This is a genomic window from Bradyrhizobium guangdongense (genome assembly GCF_004114975.1).
GTDB classification, from domain to species: Bacteria; Pseudomonadota; Alphaproteobacteria; order Rhizobiales; family Xanthobacteraceae; genus Bradyrhizobium; species Bradyrhizobium guangdongense.
Map to the genome: position 1 here is coordinate 2,184,983 of NZ_CP030051.1, position 21,661 is coordinate 2,206,643.

Sequence of the window (21,661 nt, forward strand, 5' to 3'; positions counted from 1 at the left end):
AGCCGCCGGCTGTCCCGGCCGCTGTCGGCCACAGCCCATCTCTACCTTTGCGCTTATTTCCGGCATGATGTAGCCTCCACTTGCGGTCGTCGAACGGTGGCCGCGGGCAATGGGGTTCGGAGCGGTCGCTATGGGGCGGCGTGGCTTCCTTGTTGATGGTTTGGCGCGGGCGCGCGGGCCTGCGCGTAGTCGTTTGCATGAAAATTTCTGGAACGCCTCCGGTGCTGCACGCAGCGCCATCGGTGGCGCATGATTGCTGATTGCCTGGTAGCGACGGCACTGACGCCGTCACGATTGAAAGCTTCACGTTGATTGGAGCGGATCATGAATTTTGATGTGCGCGTCCCGTTGATCGCCGTCGTGTCCCTTCTCGCCACCGTCATCGCCGTATCGGCTGAAGACAAGCCCGCGCCGGGGGCTCCCGTCCATCTGCAACAGGGCTGGAGCGAGGAGACCGCCGATCGCTGGCACTTCATCTCGCAGGGAACGGCGCTGATCCCCTATGAATGGTTTGTCGCGCTGGAGCAGCCGGGGCAGCCGCCCGGGCAAACCGCCCTGATCAAGGCGCCCGAGAATCTGCAGCGGCTGGGTTTCCTCCCCGAGCCCGCCAGCGCCACCAATCCGGATGGTTTGGCGATCGGTCTCTACAGCACCCCCGTGGATATTCCCGACGGACGGCATGCGTGCTGGAAAGGCAACTGGCTCGGCCTCGGCTGCGCCGGCTGTCACACCGGGCAGGTCAGCTACCGCGGCCAGCAGATCCGGATCGAGGGCGGCCCGTCCCACATCGATATCGACGCCTTCGTCGCACAACTGGTCGGCTCGATCGGCGCGGTCCTGCAGAATCAGGACGGCGCCGCACAGCGCTTCATGGCGCGGGTGAAGGCGCCGCCGGCCGACGTGCAGAGCGGATTGCAGTGTTTCGGCGGCGTGTTGCAGGCGGCCGCGAAATTCAACCAGGTGGTCGGTGCGAACTCCGGCGATACGGCGGGCGGGGCGGGCAGGCTGGATGCACATGGCGCCGGCCTGAATCAGCTTCTGGCCGGGCCTTTCAGGCTCATGACCGATCCGGCGGACATCGGCGAGACCAGGAACTACGCGCACCTGACCGCGCCGGTGCGCTATCCGGCGCTGTGGGATACGCCGCGTTTCAACTGGGTGCTGTACAACGCCTCGATCCGTCAGCCGCTGACGCGCAACATCGTCGAGGCGCTCGGCGTGCTCGCGCCGATCAAGCATGACGCGACGATGATCGGACCCGACGTGATGCACGGCATCCAGATGGAGAATGTGGTGTGGGGACAGCGCAAGCTGATGGACCTGCGCTCTCCGCGCTGGCCGGAAGCCGTCCTCGGTGCGCTCGACCCGAAGCGGGCGCTGCGCGGCCAGCTCGTCTATGTCAGCGCCTGCGCGAACTGCCACGATGCCGCGCCCACCGAAGCGGCGTCGGGCGCGTGCAGCGAGATCCAGATCCCGCTGGTCGATCTCCGCAAGATCGGCACCGATCCCGAGCAGGCGACGACGTTCAACAGACGCAAGATCGCGCTGTCGAAGATCGGCGGCCCCGATGCGATGTCCAACTACAAGGCGGCCGAAGTGCTGACCGGAAACATTGCCGCGCTGTGGATTGCTCGCTCGAAGGACAACGCGGCCAGTGCCGCCGAGATCAATTGCGGCCGTCCCAACCAGTTCAGGGCGCCGCTCGCCTACCGGGCAAGGCCGCTCAACGGCATCTGGGCGATGGCGCCATACCTGCACAACGGCTCGGTGCCGTCGTTAAACGATCTGCTGCTGCCGCCGAGCCAGCGGCCGAAGACCTTCTATGTCGGCAATTGGGAGTTCAACCCCGACATCGTGGGATACGACATGAAGGCGCAGACGCCGGGCGCATTCCTGTTCGACACGAGCGTCCGCGGCAATTCGAATGCCGGGCATACTTACGGAACTGATATGACCGAGGACGACCGCAAGGCGCTGATCGAATATCTCAAGACGCTCTGAGTGGCCGCATCAATCCTTGCGGCAGGTGAAGCTGTAATAGGGGCAGGTGCCGTTCGCGAAGGACGCATGCAATTGCGTGCCCGGAATGCCCGCGAATTCGTGCGAGACGCCGAGCAGTACGCGCGGCACGATCTCGTCCGCCAGCGCTGTCCGTCGCGCACCGTCCAGCTCCAGCGCGCGCGCGACATTGGCGGTGATGTCGTCCTCGTGCACGAGGCGCAAGCGTGACTTCGCCAGAGCCTCGCGCGGATAGACCTCCTTCGTCCGGTCTTCGAAGCACGCCATCAGGAACGCGCCGCCGGGCCTCAGCACGCGGTGGACTTCATCCAGAAAGCGTCCCATGTCGCCGTAATGCTGCGCGCTTTCGACGTTGACCACGACGTCGAAATTCTCGTCCGCGAACGGCAGGCTGAGCGCATCGCCGACGCGGAATGCGAGATTGTCCTGGTCGGCATAGCGCGCCTTGTTGAAGCGGATCGCCGGCTTGCAGATGTCGAGCCCGGTGTAGCTCTTCGGGTGGAGATAGCGCGCGATGTAGGATGCTCCGCCGCCGCGGCCGCATCCGACCTCCAGCACGTCTTTGCCGGCGATCGCGGCCCCCGATGCGACATGATGATAGAGCTGGATCGCGTAGCGATCGGGCTCGTCGGCGGCCTGCAATTCGACTTGCGCTCCGTTCAGCGGGGCATAGCCGTAATTGAGGAAGCGGATGGCGGCATCCCTGTCGAGGTTGCTCAGCAGGGAGTACCAGGCGTTGGTGAAAAGATGGCGCGCGGCGCGCGAATAAAACAGTTTGACGACGGCCTGATGGATCGGGCTTGCCGCTGTCGGATACGGATCCTGCTTCACGGATGAATACTCTCACGCGAAAATGGGGAACGCTTCCACCATCGAGCATGGGCCAGTGCCTGCGATGCGTCAACAATGGCGACGCTTGCCTGCCACGATTGACTTCATTCCGACGGGAGATATATCCTAGGTTTAGTACGGATAATGCTGGACCCGCGTGATGACTGGGCAGGTTGCTGCCTGGTTGGAGAAGGTCGGCCTCCCTCAATACCTGAAGTCCTTTTCCGACCACGGCATTGATTTCGATATTCTTTCCGAAATTACGGATCGCGATCTCGCGACCATGGGCGTCGTGCTCGGGCATCGGCGCCGGCTGCTGCGTTCGATTGCAGAGCTGGACGTTCCGAAAGCGCGCCTCGGCGTGCCTGAGATCGATGCCGGTGCCGAGCGCCGCCAACTCACGATCATGTTCTGCGATCTGGTCGGCTCGACTGCACTGTCGCAGCAGTTCGATCCCGAGGAGATGCGCGAGATTCTGCAAGCCTATCGCGAGGCCGCGACCGCGGTCATTGCGAGCTATGACGGCATCGTCTCGCGCCTGGTGGGCGACGGCATCCTGTCGTATTTCGGCTATCCGGCCGCGCATGAGGACGATGCCGAGCGCGCCGTCCGCGCCGGTCTCGAGATCACGGCCGCCGTGCAGGCGATCGATATCCAGCCGGGCTTGCGGCTGGAGGTGCGGATCGGCATCGCCACCGGGCTCGTCGTGGTCGGCGATCTCATCGCAAAGGGCGCCTCCAGCCGGCTGGAGGTGATCGGCGAGACGCCGAACCTTGCGGCGCGGATGCAGGCCTTTGCCGAGCCCGGATGCGTCATCATCGCGGCTTCGACGCGGCGCCTGATCGGCAATCTGTTCGAGCTGCGCGAGCTCGGCACCCGCGCGATCAAGGGATTTGGCGAGCCGGTCGAAGTCTGGGCGGTGGATCGTCCATCGCCGCTTGCGAGCCGCTTCGAAGCCTATCACTCCGCGCGCCTTGCCGGCTTCGTCGGCCGCGAGCACGAGCTCGCGCGCTTGGCCGAATGCAAGCAGCGGGCCTGGCGCGGCCAGGGCCAGGTCGTGCTGATTTCAGGCGAGCCCGGCATCGGCAAGTCGCGGCTATCGGAGCATTTCCTCCATGAGCGGATCGGCGCGGAGCCGCACGTCCTGCTGCGCTATCAATGCTCGCCGCATCATCGCGCCAGCGCGCTCTATCCCGTCATCACGCAGCTCCAGCGCGCGGCGAAGATCGCTGCAGGCGACAGCAATGCACAACGGCTGCGCAAGCTCGAAGCGCTGCTCGGGCGCAGCGACCTGAAGGCGCCGGCGCTGGTGCCGCTGTTTGCGGATGTGTTGTCGATCGCCACCGACGGACGCTATCCGCCGCTGGACTGGACGCCGCAGCAATTGCGGCGCAACACGCTGGCCGCGCTGATGCAGCGCCTGCAGCGCCTCAGCGCCGAGGCGCCGGTGGTCTGCATCGTCGAGGATTTGCACTGGGCGGATGCGACCTCGCTCGAACTGCTCCATCTTGCGGTCAGGCTGGCCGACCAGCTTCGCCTGCTGCTCGTCCTGACGTTCCGCGACGACTTCACGCTGCCGTGGATGGGGCCGGCGAATTTGACGACGCTGGAGCTCGGGCGTCTCAAGGAGGTCGACGTCGAGCGCATGGTCGCGGACCTGATCGGAAGCCGCGCGGTTCCGTCCGAGCTGGTGAGGCAGATTGCGACGCGGACCGACGGCATCCCGCTGTTCGTCGAGGAGCTGACGCGTACCGTGCTCGAGATCGGCGTCCTCGAAAAGGCGGCCGGCGGCCGCTACCGGATCGCCGGCAGCCTGCCCATCCCTACGACGCTGCAGGATTCGCTGATGGCGCGGCTCGACCGGCTCGGACCTGCCAAGGAGGTGGCGCAGATCTGCGCCGTCATCGGCCGCGAATTCTCCGACGAGCTGCTGCGCGCCATCGCCGACAAGGAGGATGCGGAGATCGACGCCCGGCTTGCCCAGCTCGAAGGCGCCGAGCTGATCTTCCGCAACAGGTCCGCGGGAGACGGCGCCTATGTGTTCAAACACGCGCTGGTGCAGGACACCGCCTATGAGAGCTTGCTGAGGAGCAGCCGCCGGCGATTGCACGAGCGGATCGCGGCCGTTCTCCAGGAGAAGTTCCCGGAGGTCGCCGCCGCGGCGCCCGAAATCGCCGCGCATCACTTCACGCAGGCCGGTCTCGTCGAGGACGCGGTCGAATGGTGGGGCAAGGCCGGCGATCGATCCTTGCGCAGCTCGGCCTATCCCGAGGCGATCGCGCATCTGACCAAGGCCATCGGCCTTGCAGAAGGCCTGAGCGAAAGCCCGGCAGGGCGGAGCCGCCGGCTGCAATTGCAGATCGCCTATGGCAACGCGCTGATCGCCACACGCGGCTATGGCGCGCCGGAGACGTCGGTCGCTTTCGCCCGTGCGCGCGAGCTTGCCTCCGGGCTCAAGGGCGCGCCCGAGCGGTTCGCCGCGACTTACGGCCTGTGGGTCGGAAGCCTCGTTCGCAGCGAGCTCGGATCCATGCAGGAGCTCGCGCAGGCGTTCCTGCACGACACCGCCGACCGGCCCGATGCGCCGGAGGCGGGGATCGCCCGTCGCGTCTGCGGCATGACCCGCTGGTTCGAAGGCAATTTCGTCGACGCCAGGCAGCACCTCGAGCAGGCGCTCACGATCTACCGCGACGAGCATGATCGCAATCTCGCGTTCCTGTACGGCCACGATTGCGGCATCGCGGCGGCGATCTACCTTGCGCTGGTGTTGTGGCCGCTCGGCGAGGTCGATCGCGCCGGGCAACTGGCGCAGCAGGCGATCCGCCGTGCGGCGGAGAGCGGCCATGTGGCGACCATGGTGTACACGCATTTCCACAAGATCGTACTGGAGGCGATGCGCGGCAACCCTGAGGGCGCGAGGCCTCATGTCGATGCCGTGATCGAGCTCAGCCGCGAGCACGGCCTTCTGCTCTACGCACGCACCGGCAAATTCTGGAACGGCTGGATCCGTTGCCATCTCGGCGAGCCGGGAGCCGGGCTGCAGGAGATGGAGGAGTCCATCGCGCTGCCGCTGGTCGGAAAGATGGCGACCGGGCTGTACGTGCCCTTGACCTGGACGCTGCTGGCGGAAGCAAAGGCGTGCGAAGGACGGTTCGACGAGGCGCTCGCGATCCTCGACGAACAGCTCCTCGAAGTGGAGCGGACGGGACAGCAATGGTTCACCGCGGAGATCCAGCGGCGGCGTGGCGAATTGCTGCTGCGCAAGGATCCCATCGATATCGTCGCCGCGGAGACGGCCTTCACGCGGGCCATCGAGACCGCGCGGGCGCAGAAGACCGTGACGTTCGAGCTGCGCGCCGCGCTCTCGCTTGCCAGGCTCTATCAGGCGAGCGGAACGGATGCGCAGGCGCGAAGTGTGCTCGGTCCGGTGATCGGATTGTTCGATGACGCAGAGGAATTGCCGGAGATTTTCGAAGCACGGGCGGCCATGGAGCGGTCCAGCCAGACAAGCCCATGCGCCATCCCATGCGACTGAAAACTTTCTTGTACTTTGCCGACTTCGTATTCTATCCCCTCGCAAGCGCTGCACTGGTTGCGGTCGCGTTGCTCTTGAAGCAGCCGCCGCGCTGGGATGAGGCGGCGGTCGGCTTTGCGTGCGGGCTGCTGCTCTGGAGCCTCGCCGAATACGTCATTCACCGCTTCGCCCTGCATGGTCCGGCCTATCTCGCCGCCCTGCACGACATGCATCATGCCGATCCGCGCGCGCTCGTGGGCTCGCCGCTCTGGCTGAGCCTGAGCTCGATCTGCCTGGGATCGCTGCTGCCGGTGTGGCTGCTGGTCGGGTTTGGATCCGCCTGCACCGTCACGGCGGGACTGATGCTGGGCTATATCTATTTCGGCGCGCTTCACCATGTCATTCACCATTATCGCCTGAAGCGCGGCAGCTATCTCTGGCGCCTCAAGCGCCGCCACACGCGTCATCACTACGGCAAGACGCCGTGCAATTTCGGCGTCGTCACCAGCATCTGGGACCGCGTCTTCGGAACGTATTGTCCTGAGTGAGTGCGCCGCCCTCATTGAAGTGCGGCCGGACGATGCCGCGGCTATTAAGTGCGCTATGATTTCTGCGCGCCGTCTGTTCATTCGGAGAGGTGCTCGTTTCACCTCTCCCGAAGGGAGAGGTCGTATCGCATCGATGGATGCGATCCGGGTGAGGGGTTACAGTCCCACCGGTTGCCGCGGCCCCTCATCCGGATTGCACTGGACGATGCGTCGCATCGTGAGGCGCAATCCGACCTCTCCGCATCGGGCAGAGGTGAAGCGGTCAGCCGCAATTCCAGATCGCGCCGATCGGCGTGCGCGTCCAGCACGGACCGAAGCTGCCGCCATTGTAGCGGGGGCCGCCGAAGCCGGGCCGGCCGAAATAGTGCCATTCGCCGTCGAAGTAGCGGTAATAGACTGGCACGGGATCGATATACCAGGGACGCTGGTTCTCACGCGCGTAACGCCGAAACCCGTTCTTCTGTGCGTAGATCGGCTGGCTGTTGCTCAGCGGCTGGCGATAGCCCGGCAGGAAGCCGTAGCCGTGCCAGGCCTGCGAGGGCTTCTTGTGAGCGGACGCGGCCGGCGCAGCGACGGGCAGCAGCGACAGAATGGCAGCAACAAAAAGACACAAAAGGCGCGACATGCACCGACCATAGAGAATCGATGGCGGGAAAGCCATTCAAATTCGAGTGGGATCCATTTGCCATTCGATGACCGCAGCAGGTCTGCGCCGACTGCGACTTCGCAACGCGCGACGCGGCGCTCAGCAGGAATTTGACCGTTTGGCCGCAGCATCGAGCCGCAGGCCTGACCTTGCCGCGGACAAGGCCGCGGCCAGCTCTTCGAGTTGGTAGGGCTTGGGCAGGATCTGGATGCCCGCATTCTGTGCCTCGTGCACCGAGGCTTCGGCATAACCGCTGGTCAGCAGCACGGGAATGTCGCTGCGTCGCCGCTTGATCTCCCGCGCGAGCTCGACCCCGTTCATGCCGCCGGGCATCATGATATCGGAGAAAATCACATCGACGGGGCGGCCATCGGCCAAAGCACCGAGCGCAGCGGCCGCGCTGGCGGCGCGCGTCACGCCGTAACCGAGCTGAGCGAGCATCTCGCCGACCAGCGCCGCAACCTCCTCGTCGTCCTCGACCAGGAGAACCTGGCCCTGATCGTTCTTCTTGGGCCGTGCCTTGTTGAAGTCGATGAGGTGCCGGTGCTTCGAAGGGATATCTTCGGAGCGCGGCAAGTACAGCTCGATGGCGGTGCCCTGGCCCAGCTGCGATTTGATGCGAACCGTTCCGCGCGACTGGGTCGCAAAGCCATGGACCTGCGCGAGCCCGAGGCCGGAGCCCTTGCCGATCTCCTTCGTCGTGAAAAAGGGTTCGAAGACACGGGATAGGATTTCCGGAGGCATGCCGACGCCGGTGTCGACGACGGATAGGCGGACGTAGTCTCCCGAGATCTCCTCCTCGCTCACGTCGGGCAGGTTCTCGCCGCGCACGACGATCGTGCCGCCATTGGGCATGGCATCGCGGGCGTTGACGGCCAGATTGAGAATGACCAGTTCGAGCTCCCCGGGATCGACCTCCACCGGCCAGAGCTGATCCGGAAAATCGAACTCGACATGAACGTCGCCTCGCAGGCTTCGATCGAGCAATTCACGCATTCCGCCGATCTGCATGGCAACGTCGACGGGCTCGGGGCGAAGCGTCTGGCGGCGAGAGAACGCCAGCAGCTGCCTGGTCAGGCTGGCACCGCGTTGCGCGGCCTGGATCATCCCGTCCATGAGGCGGCGCCTGCGGTTCGGATCGGTCTGGCGGTCGAGCATGTCGAGCCCGCCCGATATCACCATCAGCAGGTTGTTGAAGTCATGAGCCACGCCGCCGGTGAGCTGACCGATCGCTTCGATCTTCTGGGCCTGGCGGAGGGTTTCCTCCACGCGTGCCCGCTCCTCCATTTCCAGGCGCAACTGCTCGTTGGTCTCTGCCAGCGCGCGCGTCCGCTCGGCCACGAGTTTTTCGAGCTCCTGAGCGATCTGCTCGCGCGCGGCGAGCAGGGTGCGGATCTCGTATTGACGTCGCCGGGCGCGCAACGCCGATTGCACGGCGCTGGTCAGCGTCATCGGCTGCACCGGCCGTTCGAGCAGTGAAACGTTGCGCAGAAGCGAGACGATACTGCGGCGCCAGGCCACAACCGCCGGCTGGTCGCGATGGCTGGTCAGGACGACGAAGGGCAGATCGGACCAGGGCGGCTGGCTCTCGATCCATTGTGCCAGCGGCCCCGTGTCCTTGCCGAACAAGGCTTCTTCGGCGACGAAAACGGCGCCGACGCCATTGACCATCTCGGTGACGAGTTCGGCAAGATCCCGGCAGTTGATTGCCTCCAGGCTCGAGCCGCGGAACAGCTCGACCGAGGCAGGCCCGTCCCGTCCAATCGGAGCAAAGACGAGAACCCGTTGATCGTGCGCGCCGCTCATTCAACGGTCCCTTCGGACATCGCCGGGCCGGTATAACGTGGTGTGCCGGAAAAGATGCCGCTGAAATCCCTAAGCGGCGGACCGAGCTTGATACCAGCGCCGGTGAGCCGAAATTCGCGGATCGTATGCTCGTGGTTGCCACTGCGCTTCTTGACCACGGAGAGCGCGCGCCGCACCGTTCCGCCGAGCTCGAAGTAGCGCAGCATCAGCACGGCATCGCTCAAATAGCTGATATCGAGATTGGACTCTGTCGGCCCTACCAAACCGTGTTGAGCAAGGATCAGAATGGTCAGTACCCCCTGCTGGGCCAGATAACTGAGCAGTTCGTGCATCTGCAGGATGAGAAAGCGCTCGTCCGGCATCGCGTTGAGATAGCCGTTCAGACTGTCGATGATGACGATCCGGGCATTGTCGCGCTCGACGCTCTCCCTCACATTGCTGGCGAACTCGCCGGGCGAGAGCTCGGCCGGATCGATTTGCTGGAAGCGGATGCGGCCGGACTCGAGATGATTGTCGAGATCCAGCCCCAAGGTCCTGGCGCGCGCTTCGACCGTGCCGCGGCCTTCGTCGAAGGCGAAGAACACCGCGTGCTCGCCGCGATCGGCTGCCGTGATGGCGTAGGTCAGCGCGAGCGACGATTTACCTACGCCTGCCGCCCCGATGAGAAGCGCGTTCGTGCCGCGCTCCAGGCCACCGCCCAGAAGCTGATCGAGCTCCGGGTTGCCGCTCGATGTGAAATTGCCGAGAAACGATTTGTGATGTTCTGCCGCCACGAGGCGAGGGAAGATCTTGAGGCCGCCCGTTTCGATGATGAAGTCGTGATAGCCGCCGCGAAAGCGGATGCCACGCATCTTCATGACGCGAAGCCGGCGCCGCTCCGCGCCGTAGTCGAGTGCGAGCTGCTCGAGCATGACGACGCCGTGTGCGATCGAATGCAGTTGCAGATCGTCCTGAGCCGAAGACAGGTCGTCGAGCAGGATCACGGTGCAGTTGCGGTTGGTAAAGAAGTGCTTCAAGGCCAGCACCTGGCGCCTGTAGCGCAGCGGGTTCTGGGCGAGGAGGCGAAGTTCGGACAGGCTGTCGAGCACCACGCGGGCGGGGTTGATCCGCTCGACCTCCTTGAAGATCAGACTGGTGGTCTCACTCAGCTCCACCTCGGCCGGATGAAAAACCGTAAGCTCGCGGTCGGGGTCGAGCGTCGTTTCCGGCGGCACCAGTTCGAAGATATCGACCCCGCTCAGAGACCATCCATGCCGCTGCGCGACCACGGTCAGTTCACGTTTGGTTTCGGACAACGAAATGTAGAGCACGCGCTCGCCATCCCGGACGCCCCTCAGCAGGAACTGCAGCGCAATGGTGGTCTTGCCGGTTCCGGGCCGTCCCTCGTAGAGGTACATCCGGTTGGCGTCGAACCCGCCCCCCAGGATGTCGTCCAGGCCCTCGCTGCCGGTCGAAATTCTCGGCAAATCCGCGGGATCGCTGCCTGAAGCTGCTTGAAATGAACCGGTCATTGAACCCCTACGCATTGTGGAAGCCCGCTGTCCGATGTCCAGGGGCCGGGGCTCGAAAAACTGTTGGGCCCCCGGAATAGGAACTCTCCAGCGGGGACCGAGTTCCCGGCAGCCCGAGCGGGCCTGCCGGGAACAGTAGGCGGAAATGCTTCACGCCTGTCGGTTCACGATTGAACGTAGGGAGTCAGGCAAGACAATGGGTTTTCCGAAATGTGTGCCGCCTGCGTGTCGCAGAGCGGTCTCCGCGTTCTGACACTCCTCCACGCCGACCTCGGTCGCAGGTGTTTCAGCTGAACGCAAAAAGGCCTCGCCAAAGCGAGGCCTCCCTGTGTCATCGTGCTGGTACGAACTAATCGTCGTCATCCCAGTGATGGCGACGGATTACGACGCCGCGGTCGTAATCGCGGTCGTGGTGGTACCAGCCATGATGCCAGCCGCGGTCATGTTCATAGAGGCGCGCGCGGGGGCCATAGTAGTCACTGTCGCCGCCGACGTAGAAGCCGACGCCCGCCGCGTTGGCGATGGTAGGGGCACCGATTGCGAGCGTCGAGACGGCCGCAAGAGCGTATATCAGCTTTCTCATCTGTTCCTCCTTCCGCATTGTCGGGGAGTCAACGGCTGTCGCGCCGGCCTGTTGCCGGAACGGGCAAGAAACTTTCTTGAATGGGTGTTCATGTTTCGGGCGTTCCATCGTGAGAAAGAACGATGAGGGGTGTCGCGTTCGATCTGGAACGCTTGTATCGGCAGCACCCATGTTGTGCACCGCCGGCATTCGAGCATTACCGCTGGATGCGGTAGATCACGACGTCTTCGCCGTGATGTATCGTGGTCTTCTCCAACAGATAGTTCGATTTTTCCAACACGCGGCGCGAGGCGCCATGTTCGACAAAGACGAGACCGATGAGCGAGGATAAGTCGAGCCGCGACAGCCCAATTTCCGTCAGCGCAACCGCGATCTCGCTCGCAAGCCCCCGGCCCCAGAGATCACGCTTGAACGCGTAGGCAATCTCGGTCTCGTCGACGCCGTCCACGAGGATGCGCCGGATGCCCGCGCGCCCGGCGAACGCGCGGTCCTTCGTGCGCAATGCCCACAGCCCATAACCGTGCTGGTCCCAATGGGTCATGTTGGTCGCGACATAGGCTTTCGTCGTCTCCGCCGAGCGCACCCCGCCGAGAAAGCGGGAGACTTCGGGATCGAGGTGGAGCGCGACGAGATCGGCGAGGTGGCTTTCGTGAAGCCGCTCGGCGGTGAGTCGGTCGGTGCTGAAGTGATCGATGGACACGGATGGCCGCGGTGAAGCTGGTTGCGATCTTGATGCCGCAAGAGCCGACGATGCCATCATGCCAGTGTTTTGCCCGACGCGTCAACGGATTTTCCGAAGCGCAGAGCGTGTGTTGCCGGCGCATGATTTTTGCGCGTGCTAAGCCCTTGATCTGACAAACCCCCGTCTACTGTGCATGGGGTTGTTTTCGCAATTTGGGTTGTAGGGGCTAACCCGCGCCGAGCGCAACCGCGACGTTGTAGGTCAGGAGGCTCGCCGCATAGGCCAGCACCAGCATGTAGCTGAAGGTCACGGCCATCCAGGTCCAGCTTCCGGTCTCGCGTCTGATCACGGCGAGGGTGGACGCGCATTGCGGAGCGAAGATGTACCAGGCGAGCATCGACAGGGCGGTTGCAAGCGACCATTTGGTTGCCAGCACCTGGCCGATCTGCTCGGCCGCTTCCTTGCCGCCCTCGATCGCATAGACGGTGCCGAGCGCTGCGACCGCGACCTCGCGCGCCGCCATGCCCGGGATCAGCGCCACCGCGATCTGCCAGTTGAAGCCGACCGGGGCGAGCAGAGGAGCGATCGCCTTGCCGATGATGGCGGCGAGGCTGAAGTCGATCGCCGGCTCGGTCGCGCCTGCCGGCGGCTGCGGGAACGAGGCCAGGAACCAGATCAGCACCATCATCGAGAAGATCGTGGTGCCGGCGCGCTGCAGGAACATCTTGGCGCGGGTGTAGATGCCGATCGCGATCGATTTCAGCCTGGGCACCTTGTAGTCCGGCAGCTCCAGCATGAACGGCGCCGGCGCATAGTCGCGCAGCATGAAGAACTTGATCAGGAACGAGACCACGAGCGCGCTGGTGATGCCGGCGCCGTAGAGGCCGAACATCACGAGGCCCTGCAGGTTGATGAAGCCCCAGACGTCCTTGGCCGGAATGAAGGCCGAGATGATCAGCGTGTAGACCGGGATGCGCGCCGAGCAGGTCATCAGCGGCGCGATCAGAATCGTGGTCAGCCGGTCGCGCTTGTTGTCGATGACGCGCGTCGCCATGATGCCGGGAATGGCGCAGGCAAAGCTCGACAGCAGCGGGATGAAGGCGCGGCCGTGCAGCCCCGCGCCGCCCATGATGCGATCCATCAGGAACGCGGCGCGCGCCATGTAGCCGAAATCTTCCAGCAGCAGGATGAACAGGAAGATGATGATGATCTGCGGCAGGAACACGATGACGCTGCCGACACCGGAGATCACGCCGTTCTGCAGGAAGCTCTGCAACAGGCCGGCGGGCAGGGTGGCATGCACGAACTCGCCGAGCGCATCGAAGCCGGACTGGAGCAGCTCCATCAGCGGCTGCGCCCAGGCGAACACCGCCTGGAACATCACGAACAGGATCGCGGCGAGCACGACCAGCCCGCCGACCGGGTGCAGCACCACGGCATCGATGCGCGAGGTCAACGTGTCGGGCCTGGCAGGCAGGCTGACGCAATCGGCGATGATGCGGTCGGCCTCGCGCTGGGTGGCGCGCAGCTCGGCGACGCTGAGCGCGCGCCAGCTGTTCTCGGAAGGCTCGGCGGCGAGCTTGGCCGAGATCTCGTCGGTGAGCGCCAGGAGGTCGGCCGTGCCGCCCTTGCGCACCGCGATCGAGGTGACCACGGGCACGCCGAGCTCCTTGGCGAGCCTGTCGACGTCGACCGAGATGCCGCGGCGGCTCGCGATGTCGAACATGTTGAGTACGAGGATCATCGGCCGGCCGGTGCGCTTCAGCTCCAGCAGCAGGCGGATGGTCAGGCGCAGATTGGTGGAATCGGCCACGCACAGCACGAGATCGGGCAAGATCTCGCCGGAGGCCTTGCCGAGCACGAAGTCGCGGGTGATCTCCTCGTCCGGGCTGCGGCCGCGCAGCGAATAGGTGCCGGGCAGGTCGACGACCGAAACCTGGCGTCCCAGAGGCGTGACGAAAAAACCTTCCTTGCGCTCGACGGTGACGCCCGGATAGTTCGCGACCTTCTGCCGGCTGCCGGTCAGGGCATTGAACAGCGACGTCTTGCCGCTGTTTGGCGTGCCCACCAGGGCGACATGCAGAAGAGGTAATTCCATGGATCAGGTGTCCGGCCGCGATCTCAGGCGACGATGATGGCCATGGCCTCGCGACGGCGCACCGCGATGGTGATGTTGTCGACCCGCACGGCGATCGGATCGCGCCCGACCAGCCCCTCGTGCAGGACCTCGACCCGGGCGCCCTCGACGAAGCCGAGTTCGATCAGCCGGCTCTCGAGCTCGATGTCCGAGAGCGCCGATCCCGCGTCCTTGGCGGAGAGGTGCTGAATGACGCCGGTATAGCCGCGCTGGGCCAGGCCCAGCGGCATCTCGCGGCGCATGTCATGGAGGTCGGTCATGCCCTGTATTTTCAATGCAGGGCATTGAGGTCAAGCGCGCGCCCCCGCTGAAACTGCACCTTAGAGCGATTTTAAAGTGCGGATCACGAAGCCGTGGGCGGCGTGCCCGGCGCTACTGCGCCGGGACCTTGTCCGGCTGCATGGCGGCCATGGCGCGGCTCTTGAAGTAATCGAGCACGAACAGACGGATCGCCGAGGACAAATTGCCCTGCTGGCGCGCGCCGTCGATCTCGCCGACGAGCTCGGACAGCGTCATGTTGCGCAGGCCCGAGATTTCCTTCATGCCGTTCCAGAACGCCTCTTCCAGGCTGACGCTGGTCTTGTGGCCGGCGACGACAATCGACCGTTTTACGACGGGCGACTTCATGGCCGCTCCTCGCGATCGATCCGATGCTGGTCCAGATGCGCCTTCGCCTGGTCCGCCTGCTTCTCCGCCGCCGATCGCTCGGCTTTCGTGCGGCCGAACTTCGTTCGGTTGGCGTCCGCCTGCTTCGCCGAGGCTTCCCGCTCGGCGCGCTTCCTGAAACGATTCAGGTTGATGACGTTCCCCATGCCGCGTCTCCATCATCCGATCCTTTCCAGGCAGGATGAAACTAACAGGGGGCCGCTTTGCGCCCCAAAAGAGTTGATCGTCATTCGCTCATCCTCGTCAATCGGCCCCTGGGGCCACCAAACGATGAATTTCACCCGGTGGAGGGGCGGAAAGGCTGCGTAACACGCCGTCCTGCCGCAACATTGACGGTAATCAAATCCCGTCCCCAAAGTCGCATATTTCTGCGCGCCGGGGGTTCCGTATCATTACGGATGGCTATCGGAATTCGGAAGTCTAGCCCGGGCTTGTCATCTTCTCCGGGCGGACCAGGCGATCGAACTCGTCGGCCGAGACGAAGCCGAGCCGCAGCGCCTCCTCCTTCAGCGTGGTGCCGTTGGCGTGCGCGGTCTTGGCGACCTTGGCCGCGTTGTCGTAGCCGATCTTCGGCGCCAGCGCCGTCACCAGCATCAGCGAGCGCTGCATCAACTCCTTGATGCGCTTCTCGTCGGCGCGGATGCCGCTGACACAATGTTCGGTGAAGGAGCGCGCCGCATCCGCCATCAGGCGGATCGAGTGCAGCATGTTGTAGGCGAGCACGGGCTTGTAGACGTTGAGCTCGAAATGGCCCTGGCTGCCCGCGACCGTGATCGCGGTATGATTGCCGAAGATCTGGCAGCACACCATGGTCATCGCTTCGCACTGCGTCGGATTGACCTTGCCCGGCATGATCGACGAGCCCGGCTCGTTCTCCGGCAGGATCAACTCGCCGAGACCCGAGCGCGGGCCCGATCCGAGCAGGCGGATATCGTTGGCGACCTTGAACAGGCCTGTGGCGACGGAATTGATGGCGCCATGCGCAAGCACGTAGGCATCGTTCGATGCCAGCGCCTCGAATTTGTTGGCGGCGCTAGTGAAGGGCAGCTTGGTGATCTTGGCGACGTGCTTGGCGAACAGCTTGGCGAAGCGCGGCTTGGAGTTGAGGCCGGTGCCGACGGCGGTGCCGCCCTGGGCCAGCGGATAGAGCTCTTTCACCGCGACCTTCAGTCGCGCGATGCCGCTTTCGACTTGGGCGGCATAGCCGGAAAATTCCTGGCCTAGCGTCAGCGGCGTCGCATCCTGGGTGTGGGTGCGGCCGATCTTCACGATCTTCGCGAACTCCTTCTCCTTCTTGCGTAGCGCGCGGTGCAGCTCACCGAGGGCGGGAACGAGATCGGCATTGATGCGGTTTGCGGCAGCAATGTGCATCGCGGTCGGGAAGGAGTCGTTCGACGACTGGCTCATGTTGACGTGGTCGTTGGGATGCACCGGCTTCTTGGCACCGAGTTCGCCGCCGAGCAGCTCGTTGGCGCGGTTGGCGATGACCTCGTTGAGGTTCATGTTGCTTTGGGTGCCCGAGCCGGTCTGCCACACGACCAGCGGAAAGTGATCGTCGAGCTTGCCCTCGATCACCTCGTGCGCGGCGCGGATGATGGCGGTGGCGCGGCGTTTGTCGAGCAGACCGAGTTCGAGGTTGGTCCGTGCGGCCGCGAGCTTGACGATGCCGAGCGCGTGCACGAGCGAGATCGGCATGCGATCGCTGCCGATGCGGAAATTCTGCCGCGAGCGCTCGGTCTGCGCCCCCCAATAGCGATCGGCGGGGACCTCGATGGGACCGAAACTGTCGGTCTCGGTGCGTGTCGCGGGGCGGGCGGTCTTCGCGCGGGCAGCTTTGGCCATGAGCACATCCATTCTGCCGTGCGGAATTCCGCGCGGCTTTCGTGCTCATCTATATAGGGAGTTTGGCGGGGCGCGATGGCTTCGCGCCCAGGCTAGATCATTTCTTGCGGAAACGGTCGAGTCGGACAACTTCGGCGCCGCCCTGGTTCGGCGGTGGCGGCTCGTCCGTGCTCTCCGCCGCCTCGGTGGCGGGCGCCGGCACCGCGACCGCGGACGTAGCAGGCGCCGCCGGCAAGTTCTCGCCCGCGACCTCGGTCACATCTGACGTATCGAATTGGAGGCCGAATTTCACGGAGGGGTCGAGAAAGCTCTTGATGGCGCTGAATGGCACGACCAGCCGCTCGGGGATGCCGCCGAAGGAGAGGCCGACCTCGAAGCGGTCTTCGAGCACGGTCAAGTCCCAGAACTGGTGCTGCAGGATGATCGTCATCTCTTCCGGATACTGCGCCAGGAGCCGCGGCGACAGCTTCACGCCCTCGGCCTTCGATACGAAGGTGATGAAGAAATGGTGTTCGCCCGGCAGGCCATGGGCCGCGGCGTCGGTCAGCACCTTGCGCAGCACGCCGCGCAATGCGTCGCGGGCAAGCACATCGTATCGGATATGGTCGGTCGCCATGGTGGTCCTGTTGCATCCCGAAGCCGGACCCGCGGTCCGACTCGCCAAGCTGCGATAGTATCGCGCCTGAGAGGTCAGCAGGAGTCCCCGCCGGGAAGGAAATCAGAGGTAAGTGGAGGCTTCTGTTGCCAGGTGCCTCCGAACCCCGCCTAACGGAGCTTAACCCGTTAGGACTTTAAAGTGGTCTTTCAAACTGCGTTACGCAGCCTGAGCAACCGGAGCAAAGTTGTCGTTGGCAACTATTGCAGTAGCCCGATAACGGCGGAACAATACCGGGAAAAAGCACGCCCTTTACGCCCTCGTCGATCCTATTTCGCCCCCGCCAAAGCCCGCTTTGGAGGTAGCCCGCAAATGGGCTTTGGTGGAGGCGCCGGGTACCGCCCCCGGGTCCGAATGGTTTATTGCGACGACCGTTTATTTCCATAGCCGGCGAACCGGCACCCCCAATATAGGGGGCAAAGGTTTCAAAAAACAGGGGTTTCGAGTGGGCAGGGCGCGGTTCCCTTTGGATAGGTCGGGGACGGCCCAAGGCGCGATCTTGGCCGCATCGCGGGCCGCGTTCTAAGCTCCTGACATGTCCACGGATTCAGCACCGGCCATGCACGAGCCGGATCAGGCGCCGGCTATCCCTGCCGCTCGCGTCCCGTCGCCCGGCCTGCTCGCGCTATCCCTGGCCTTTGCCCGGATGTCGCTGGCCGGCTTTGGCGGCGTCCTGGTCTTTGCCCGGCGCGCCATCGTCGAGCAGCACTGCTGGATGACGGCGGACGAGTTCAACGAAACCTTTGCGCTCTGCCATTTCCTGCCGGGGCCCAACATCGTCAATCTGTCGATGGTGTTCGGGTCGCGGCTGCGCGGGATTGCCGGCGGGGTCGCCGCCTTCACCGGATTGCTGCTGCCGCCAACGCTGATCATGACTGTGCTCGCGATCATCTACGCCCGGTTCGGCGACGTGGAAATGCTCCGTCGCAGTCTCGCAGGCATCTCTTGCGCCGCGGTCGGTCTCTTGATCGCGGTGGTCTTCCGTATGATGACGCCGCTGCTCAAGCGAATGGAGATCGTGGTGCTCATCCTGATGCTGGGCGTGTTCCTGGCCATCGGCGTGCTGCGCCTGCCACTGCAGGCGGTGCTCCTGGTCGCGATCCCGCTCAGCATCGGCATCACCTATGTGATGCGACGGAAGGTAGCAGCATGAGCACCGAGAACCCGATCTGGTCGCTGATCTCCACCTTTGGTCTGATGTCGCTGTTCGCGGTCGGCGGCGCAGCCGCCGCCGTGCCCGAGATGCATCGCATCGCCGTCGATGTGCACCACTGGATGACCGACAAGCAGTTCACCGACGCCTATGCGATCGCGCAGCTCTCGCCGGGTCCCAACGTGCTTATCGTCACGTTAATCGGCTATGCCGTGGCCGGCGTCCCTGGCGCGCTGGCGGCAACGCTGGCGATGTGCCTGCCCACGGCGCTGCTTGCCTATTGTGTCAGCCGTCTCTTGAATCGGCCGAGCCAGTCCCGCTGGCCCGGCCTGATTCAGGCTGCACTGGTTCCGCTCTCGATTGGATTGATGGCAGCCAGCGCTCTGATCCTGGCCCAGTCGACAGATCGCAGCATTGCTGCACTGCTTCTGACCGCGATGGTTGCGCTGATCGCCTCGATCTCGCGCGTCAATCCATTGTGGCTTCTGCTCGCAGGAGGACTGTTGGGTTTTGCTGGCATTGTGTGATGAAAATCGCTAGGCAGTGATCCGGGCGGGTATCCAGTTCCAGCCGATTTAGAACAACAGTGCTCGTGACTTGCGGGTCGCGGAGGAGACAAGCATGGCCGATACGATGGGCCACTCGGCGACAGTCACCCGAAACACCTCGGTGGCGCTCGGCTTCTGTCTATTGGCGCTTGCGCCGCAGATTTTCGAATTCATCTGGTCGATCGGAACGATCTTCGGCTGGGGTGCGGGACGCGGTCCGGCTACGGTCCTGATCAGCCATGCCACGGCGCTGGTTGCGGGCGGTCCCGCCGCTCTGCTCGGCGCGGTCGGCGGTGAGACCAAGAAGACCTCATCGGATGTGCTGCTCGCGCTGATCTATTCCTACCCGCTGTTTGCGGTGGCGATCGTGACGCTGTTCATGACGATCAGGTCGGGCCAGGACTATATCGGGGGCGTCATCCTGATGGCGCTTGCACTGTTCGCGCTGTGGGCTTCGAGCGATTTGCAGGGCATGCGCGGCTTCTCCTTCGGTGCCGGCACCGCACCGCGGATGTTCGGCGGACTGCTGGTGGCGTTGTCCGCCGGTATCGCCTTGACCGGTCTTTTGAACGAGGGGCCGGCGCTCGCTCATTATTCCTGGCGCGGGCCGCTGTTCGTGATGTGCGCGATCCTGTTTTTTGCGCTGGCGATCCGGCCGCTGGGCCTCGTGGTCTCGGCCTTCGTGAGCTTCATGATCGCCGCTCTCGGATCGCATGAAACGCGCTGGGTGGAGGCCGCCATCGTCGGCGCTTGCCTGACGGTCGGCTGCGCGCTGTTGTTCCCCTACGTGCTCGGCTTGCCGATGCCGATGTTCCCGCGATTCCTGGCTCAGTGAGGCTGTCATGGAGCTCTTTGCCAACCTCGCCCACGGTTTTGCCGTCGCCTTCTCTCCAATCAACCTTCTGATGTGCCTGATCGGTGCGCTCGTCGGCACGCTGGTCGGCGTGCTGCCGGGCATCGGCACCATTGCCACGGTCGCGATGCTGCTGCCGATCACCTTCGGTCTGCCGCCGGTGGGTGCGCTGATCATGCTCGCAGGTATCTATTACGGTGCCCAGTACGGCGGCTCGACCACGTCGATCCTGGTCAACATTCCAGGCGAAGCGACATCGGTCGTCACCGCCATCGACGGCCACGCGATGGCCAAGCAGGGCCGTGCCGGTCCGGCGCTGGCGATCGCCGCGATCGGCTCGTTCTTCGCCGGCTGCGTCGCGACCGTGCTCATCGCCGTGCTCGGCGCGCCGCTGACCAAGCTGGCGCTCGCCTTCGGTCCGGCGGAATACTTCTCGCTGATGGTGCTCGGCCTGATCTTCGCGGTGGTGCTCGCCAAGGGCTCGGTGCTGAAGGCAATCGCGATGATCGTGTTCGGCCTGCTGCTGTCGATGGTGGGCTCCGACATCGAGACCGGCGCCTCGCGCATGGCCTTCAACATTCCGGAGCTTGCCGACGGTCTCGGCTTTGCGACGGTGGCGATGGGCGTGTTCGGCTTTGCCGAGATCATCCGCAATCTCGACGCCGGCGCCGAAATGAACCGCGACCTCGTGCAGCAGAAGATCACCGGTCTGATGCCGACCAGAAAGGATCTGATCGACTCGGCGCCCGCGATCGGACGCGGCACCGTGCTCGGCTCGATCCTCGGCATCCTGCCGGGCGGCGGCGCGGTCATCGCCTCGTTCGCGGCCTACACGCTCGAGAAGAAGCTGGCCAAGAACCCGTCGCGGTTCGGCCGTGGCGCGATCGAGGGCGTGGCGGCGCCGGAAAGCGCCAACAACGCGGCGGCGCAAACGTCCTTCATCCCGCTGCTCACCCTCGGCATCCCACCGAACGCGGTGATGGCGCTGATGGTGGGCGCGATGACCATTCACGGCATCGTCCCCGGCCCGCAGGTGATGCAGAAGCAGCCGGATCTGGTCTGGGGCATGATCGCCTCGATGTGGATCGGCAATCTGATGCTGATCATCATCAACCTGCCGCTGGTCGGCATCTGGGTGCGCCTCTTGCGCGTGCCGTATAGGCTGATGTTCCCCTCGATCGTGATCTTCTGTGCGATCGGCATCTACTCGGTGAACAACGCGCCGGTCGACGTCATCCTTGCGGGCGTGTTCGGCCTGGTCGGCTACTGGCTGATCAAGCACGATTTCGAGCCGGCGCCGCTGCTGCTCGGCATGGTGCTCGGACCGCTGATGGAAGAGAACCTGCGCCGCGCGCTGCTGATCTCGCGCGGTGACTGGAGCGTGTTCCTGACCCGTCCGCTCTCGGCGGTGCTGCTCGCGATTGCGGCTTTCCTGCTGGTGCTCACGGTGCTGCCGGTGCTGCGCGCCAAGCGCGACGAGGTGTTCACCGAATCCGAGAACTGATCGCGGCCCCGGCCTGCGTCGGCCCGCCATGGTCAAAAGCAACTTGGGCAGTACTTTCAAAGCGATAGGCAATGGGGCGGGACGCGAGTTCCGCCTCTTGTCGTTTGCGCCGGGAGCTCTCACTTTTCCGGGTATAATCGGTGAAGGCAGCGAATCGATGCTG

The 21,661-nt window shown here is 64.4% G+C and carries 19 protein-coding genes and 1 other RNA gene; 7 read left to right on the top strand and 13 right to left on the bottom strand.

Going from position 1 to position 21,661, the window contains the following annotated elements:
• The first annotated feature begins 324 nt into the window (after positions 1-324).
• Positions 325-2,001, top strand: coding sequence for a di-heme-cytochrome C peroxidase (locus tag X265_RS10435; protein WP_128964750.1), 1,677 nt, complete (start codon positions 325-327; stop codon positions 1,999-2,001).
• A gap of 9 nt (positions 2,002-2,010) precedes the next feature.
• Here X265_RS10435 and X265_RS10440 read toward each other — a convergent pair whose 3' ends face one another.
• Positions 2,011-2,850, bottom strand: coding sequence for a class I SAM-dependent methyltransferase (locus X265_RS10440; protein ID WP_208764268.1), 840 nt, complete (start codon positions 2,848-2,850; stop codon positions 2,011-2,013).
• 160 nt (positions 2,851-3,010) lie between these two features.
• On the opposite strand from X265_RS10440, the gene X265_RS10445 reads away from it, so the two are divergent.
• Positions 3,011-6,385 carry an AAA family ATPase gene (locus X265_RS10445; protein ID WP_128964751.1) on the top strand — a complete coding sequence of 1,125 codons (3,375 nt, stop codon included), beginning with the start codon at positions 3,011-3,013 and terminating at the stop codon, positions 6,383-6,385.
• Positions 6,376-6,912 (top strand): sterol desaturase family protein, encoded by a 537-nt coding sequence (locus tag X265_RS10450; RefSeq protein WP_128964752.1) that lies wholly within the window; start codon positions 6,376-6,378, stop codon positions 6,910-6,912. Before X265_RS10445 ends, X265_RS10450 begins: the two co-directional genes overlap by 10 nt.
• 262 nt (positions 6,913-7,174) lie before the next feature.
• Here X265_RS10450 and X265_RS10455 read toward each other — a convergent pair whose 3' ends face one another.
• The 12 genes from X265_RS10455 to ssrA all read right to left on the bottom strand — a co-directional run bounded on the left by X265_RS10455 (position 7,175) and on the right by ssrA (position 17,879).
• A complete protein-coding gene (locus X265_RS10455) occupies positions 7,175-7,537 on the bottom strand; it encodes a hypothetical protein (protein WP_128964753.1) in 363 nt (120 codons plus the stop codon).
• Between the two features lie 120 nt (positions 7,538-7,657).
• Positions 7,658-9,364 carry an ATP-binding protein gene (locus X265_RS10460; RefSeq protein WP_128964754.1) on the bottom strand — a complete coding sequence of 569 codons (1,707 nt, stop codon included), beginning with the start codon at positions 9,362-9,364 and terminating at the stop codon, positions 7,658-7,660.
• The gene (locus X265_RS10465; protein WP_128964755.1) at positions 9,361-10,875 is read right to left on the bottom strand and encodes an ATPase domain-containing protein; all 1,515 of its coding nucleotides are present in this window, start codon (positions 10,873-10,875) and stop codon (positions 9,361-9,363) included. The genes X265_RS10460 and X265_RS10465 overlap by 4 nt, the downstream gene beginning before the upstream one ends.
• A 349-nt stretch (positions 10,876-11,224) precedes the next feature.
• The gene (locus tag X265_RS10470; protein ID WP_128964756.1) at positions 11,225-11,458 is read right to left on the bottom strand and encodes a hypothetical protein; all 234 of its coding nucleotides are present in this window, start codon (positions 11,456-11,458) and stop codon (positions 11,225-11,227) included.
• Between the two features lie 196 nt (positions 11,459-11,654).
• Entirely contained in the window at positions 11,655-12,152 is a 498-nt protein-coding gene (locus X265_RS10475; protein WP_164938990.1) for a GNAT family N-acetyltransferase, read from the bottom strand.
• Between the two features lie 214 nt (positions 12,153-12,366).
• Positions 12,367-14,238, bottom strand: a complete 1,872-nt coding sequence (gene feoB / locus X265_RS10480; RefSeq protein WP_128964757.1) for a ferrous iron transporter B — start codon at positions 14,236-14,238, stop codon at positions 12,367-12,369.
• A 23-nt stretch (positions 14,239-14,261) separates the two neighbouring features.
• Entirely contained in the window at positions 14,262-14,537 is a 276-nt protein-coding gene (locus X265_RS10485) for a FeoA family protein (RefSeq protein ID WP_128964758.1), read from the bottom strand.
• Positions 14,538-14,649: 112 nt separating this feature from the next.
• Positions 14,650-14,904, bottom strand: coding sequence for a ribbon-helix-helix domain-containing protein (locus tag X265_RS10490; RefSeq protein WP_128950354.1), 255 nt, complete (start codon positions 14,902-14,904; stop codon positions 14,650-14,652).
• Positions 14,901-15,089 carry a DUF4169 family protein gene (locus X265_RS10495; protein WP_128964759.1) on the bottom strand — a complete coding sequence of 63 codons (189 nt, stop codon included), beginning with the start codon at positions 15,087-15,089 and terminating at the stop codon, positions 14,901-14,903. The genes X265_RS10490 and X265_RS10495 overlap by 4 nt, the downstream gene beginning before the upstream one ends.
• 274 nt (positions 15,090-15,363) lie before the next feature.
• On the bottom strand, positions 15,364-16,797 hold the full coding sequence (fumC, locus tag X265_RS10500; RefSeq protein WP_128964760.1) for a class II fumarate hydratase: 1,434 nt from the start codon (positions 16,795-16,797) through the stop codon (positions 15,364-15,366).
• Positions 16,798-16,882: 85 nt separating this feature from the next.
• A complete protein-coding gene (locus X265_RS10505; protein WP_128964761.1) occupies positions 16,883-17,401 on the bottom strand; it encodes an SspB family protein in 519 nt (172 codons plus the stop codon).
• Between the two features lie 111 nt (positions 17,402-17,512).
• Positions 17,513-17,879, bottom strand: a transfer-messenger RNA (tmRNA) gene (gene ssrA, locus X265_RS10510).
• A gap of 96 nt (positions 17,880-17,975) precedes the next feature.
• Here ssrA and X265_RS10515 point away from each other — a divergent pair.
• From X265_RS10515 to X265_RS10530, 4 genes are all read left to right on the top strand, one after another.
• Positions 17,976-18,593: a chromate transporter gene (locus tag X265_RS10515; protein ID WP_128964762.1), complete on the top strand. Its 618-nt coding sequence runs from the start codon at positions 17,976-17,978 to the stop codon at positions 18,591-18,593.
• Positions 18,590-19,120: a chromate transporter gene (locus X265_RS10520; protein ID WP_128964763.1), complete on the top strand. Its 531-nt coding sequence runs from the start codon at positions 18,590-18,592 to the stop codon at positions 19,118-19,120. Before X265_RS10515 ends, X265_RS10520 begins: the two co-directional genes overlap by 4 nt.
• Before the next feature lie 94 nt (positions 19,121-19,214).
• Entirely contained in the window at positions 19,215-19,976 is a 762-nt protein-coding gene (locus X265_RS10525; RefSeq protein ID WP_128964764.1) for a tripartite tricarboxylate transporter TctB family protein, read from the top strand.
• Positions 19,977-19,983: 7 nt separating this feature from the next.
• A complete protein-coding gene (locus X265_RS10530) occupies positions 19,984-21,498 on the top strand; it encodes a tripartite tricarboxylate transporter permease (protein ID WP_128964765.1) in 1,515 nt (504 codons plus the stop codon).
• Positions 21,499-21,661 lie beyond the last annotated feature (163 nt).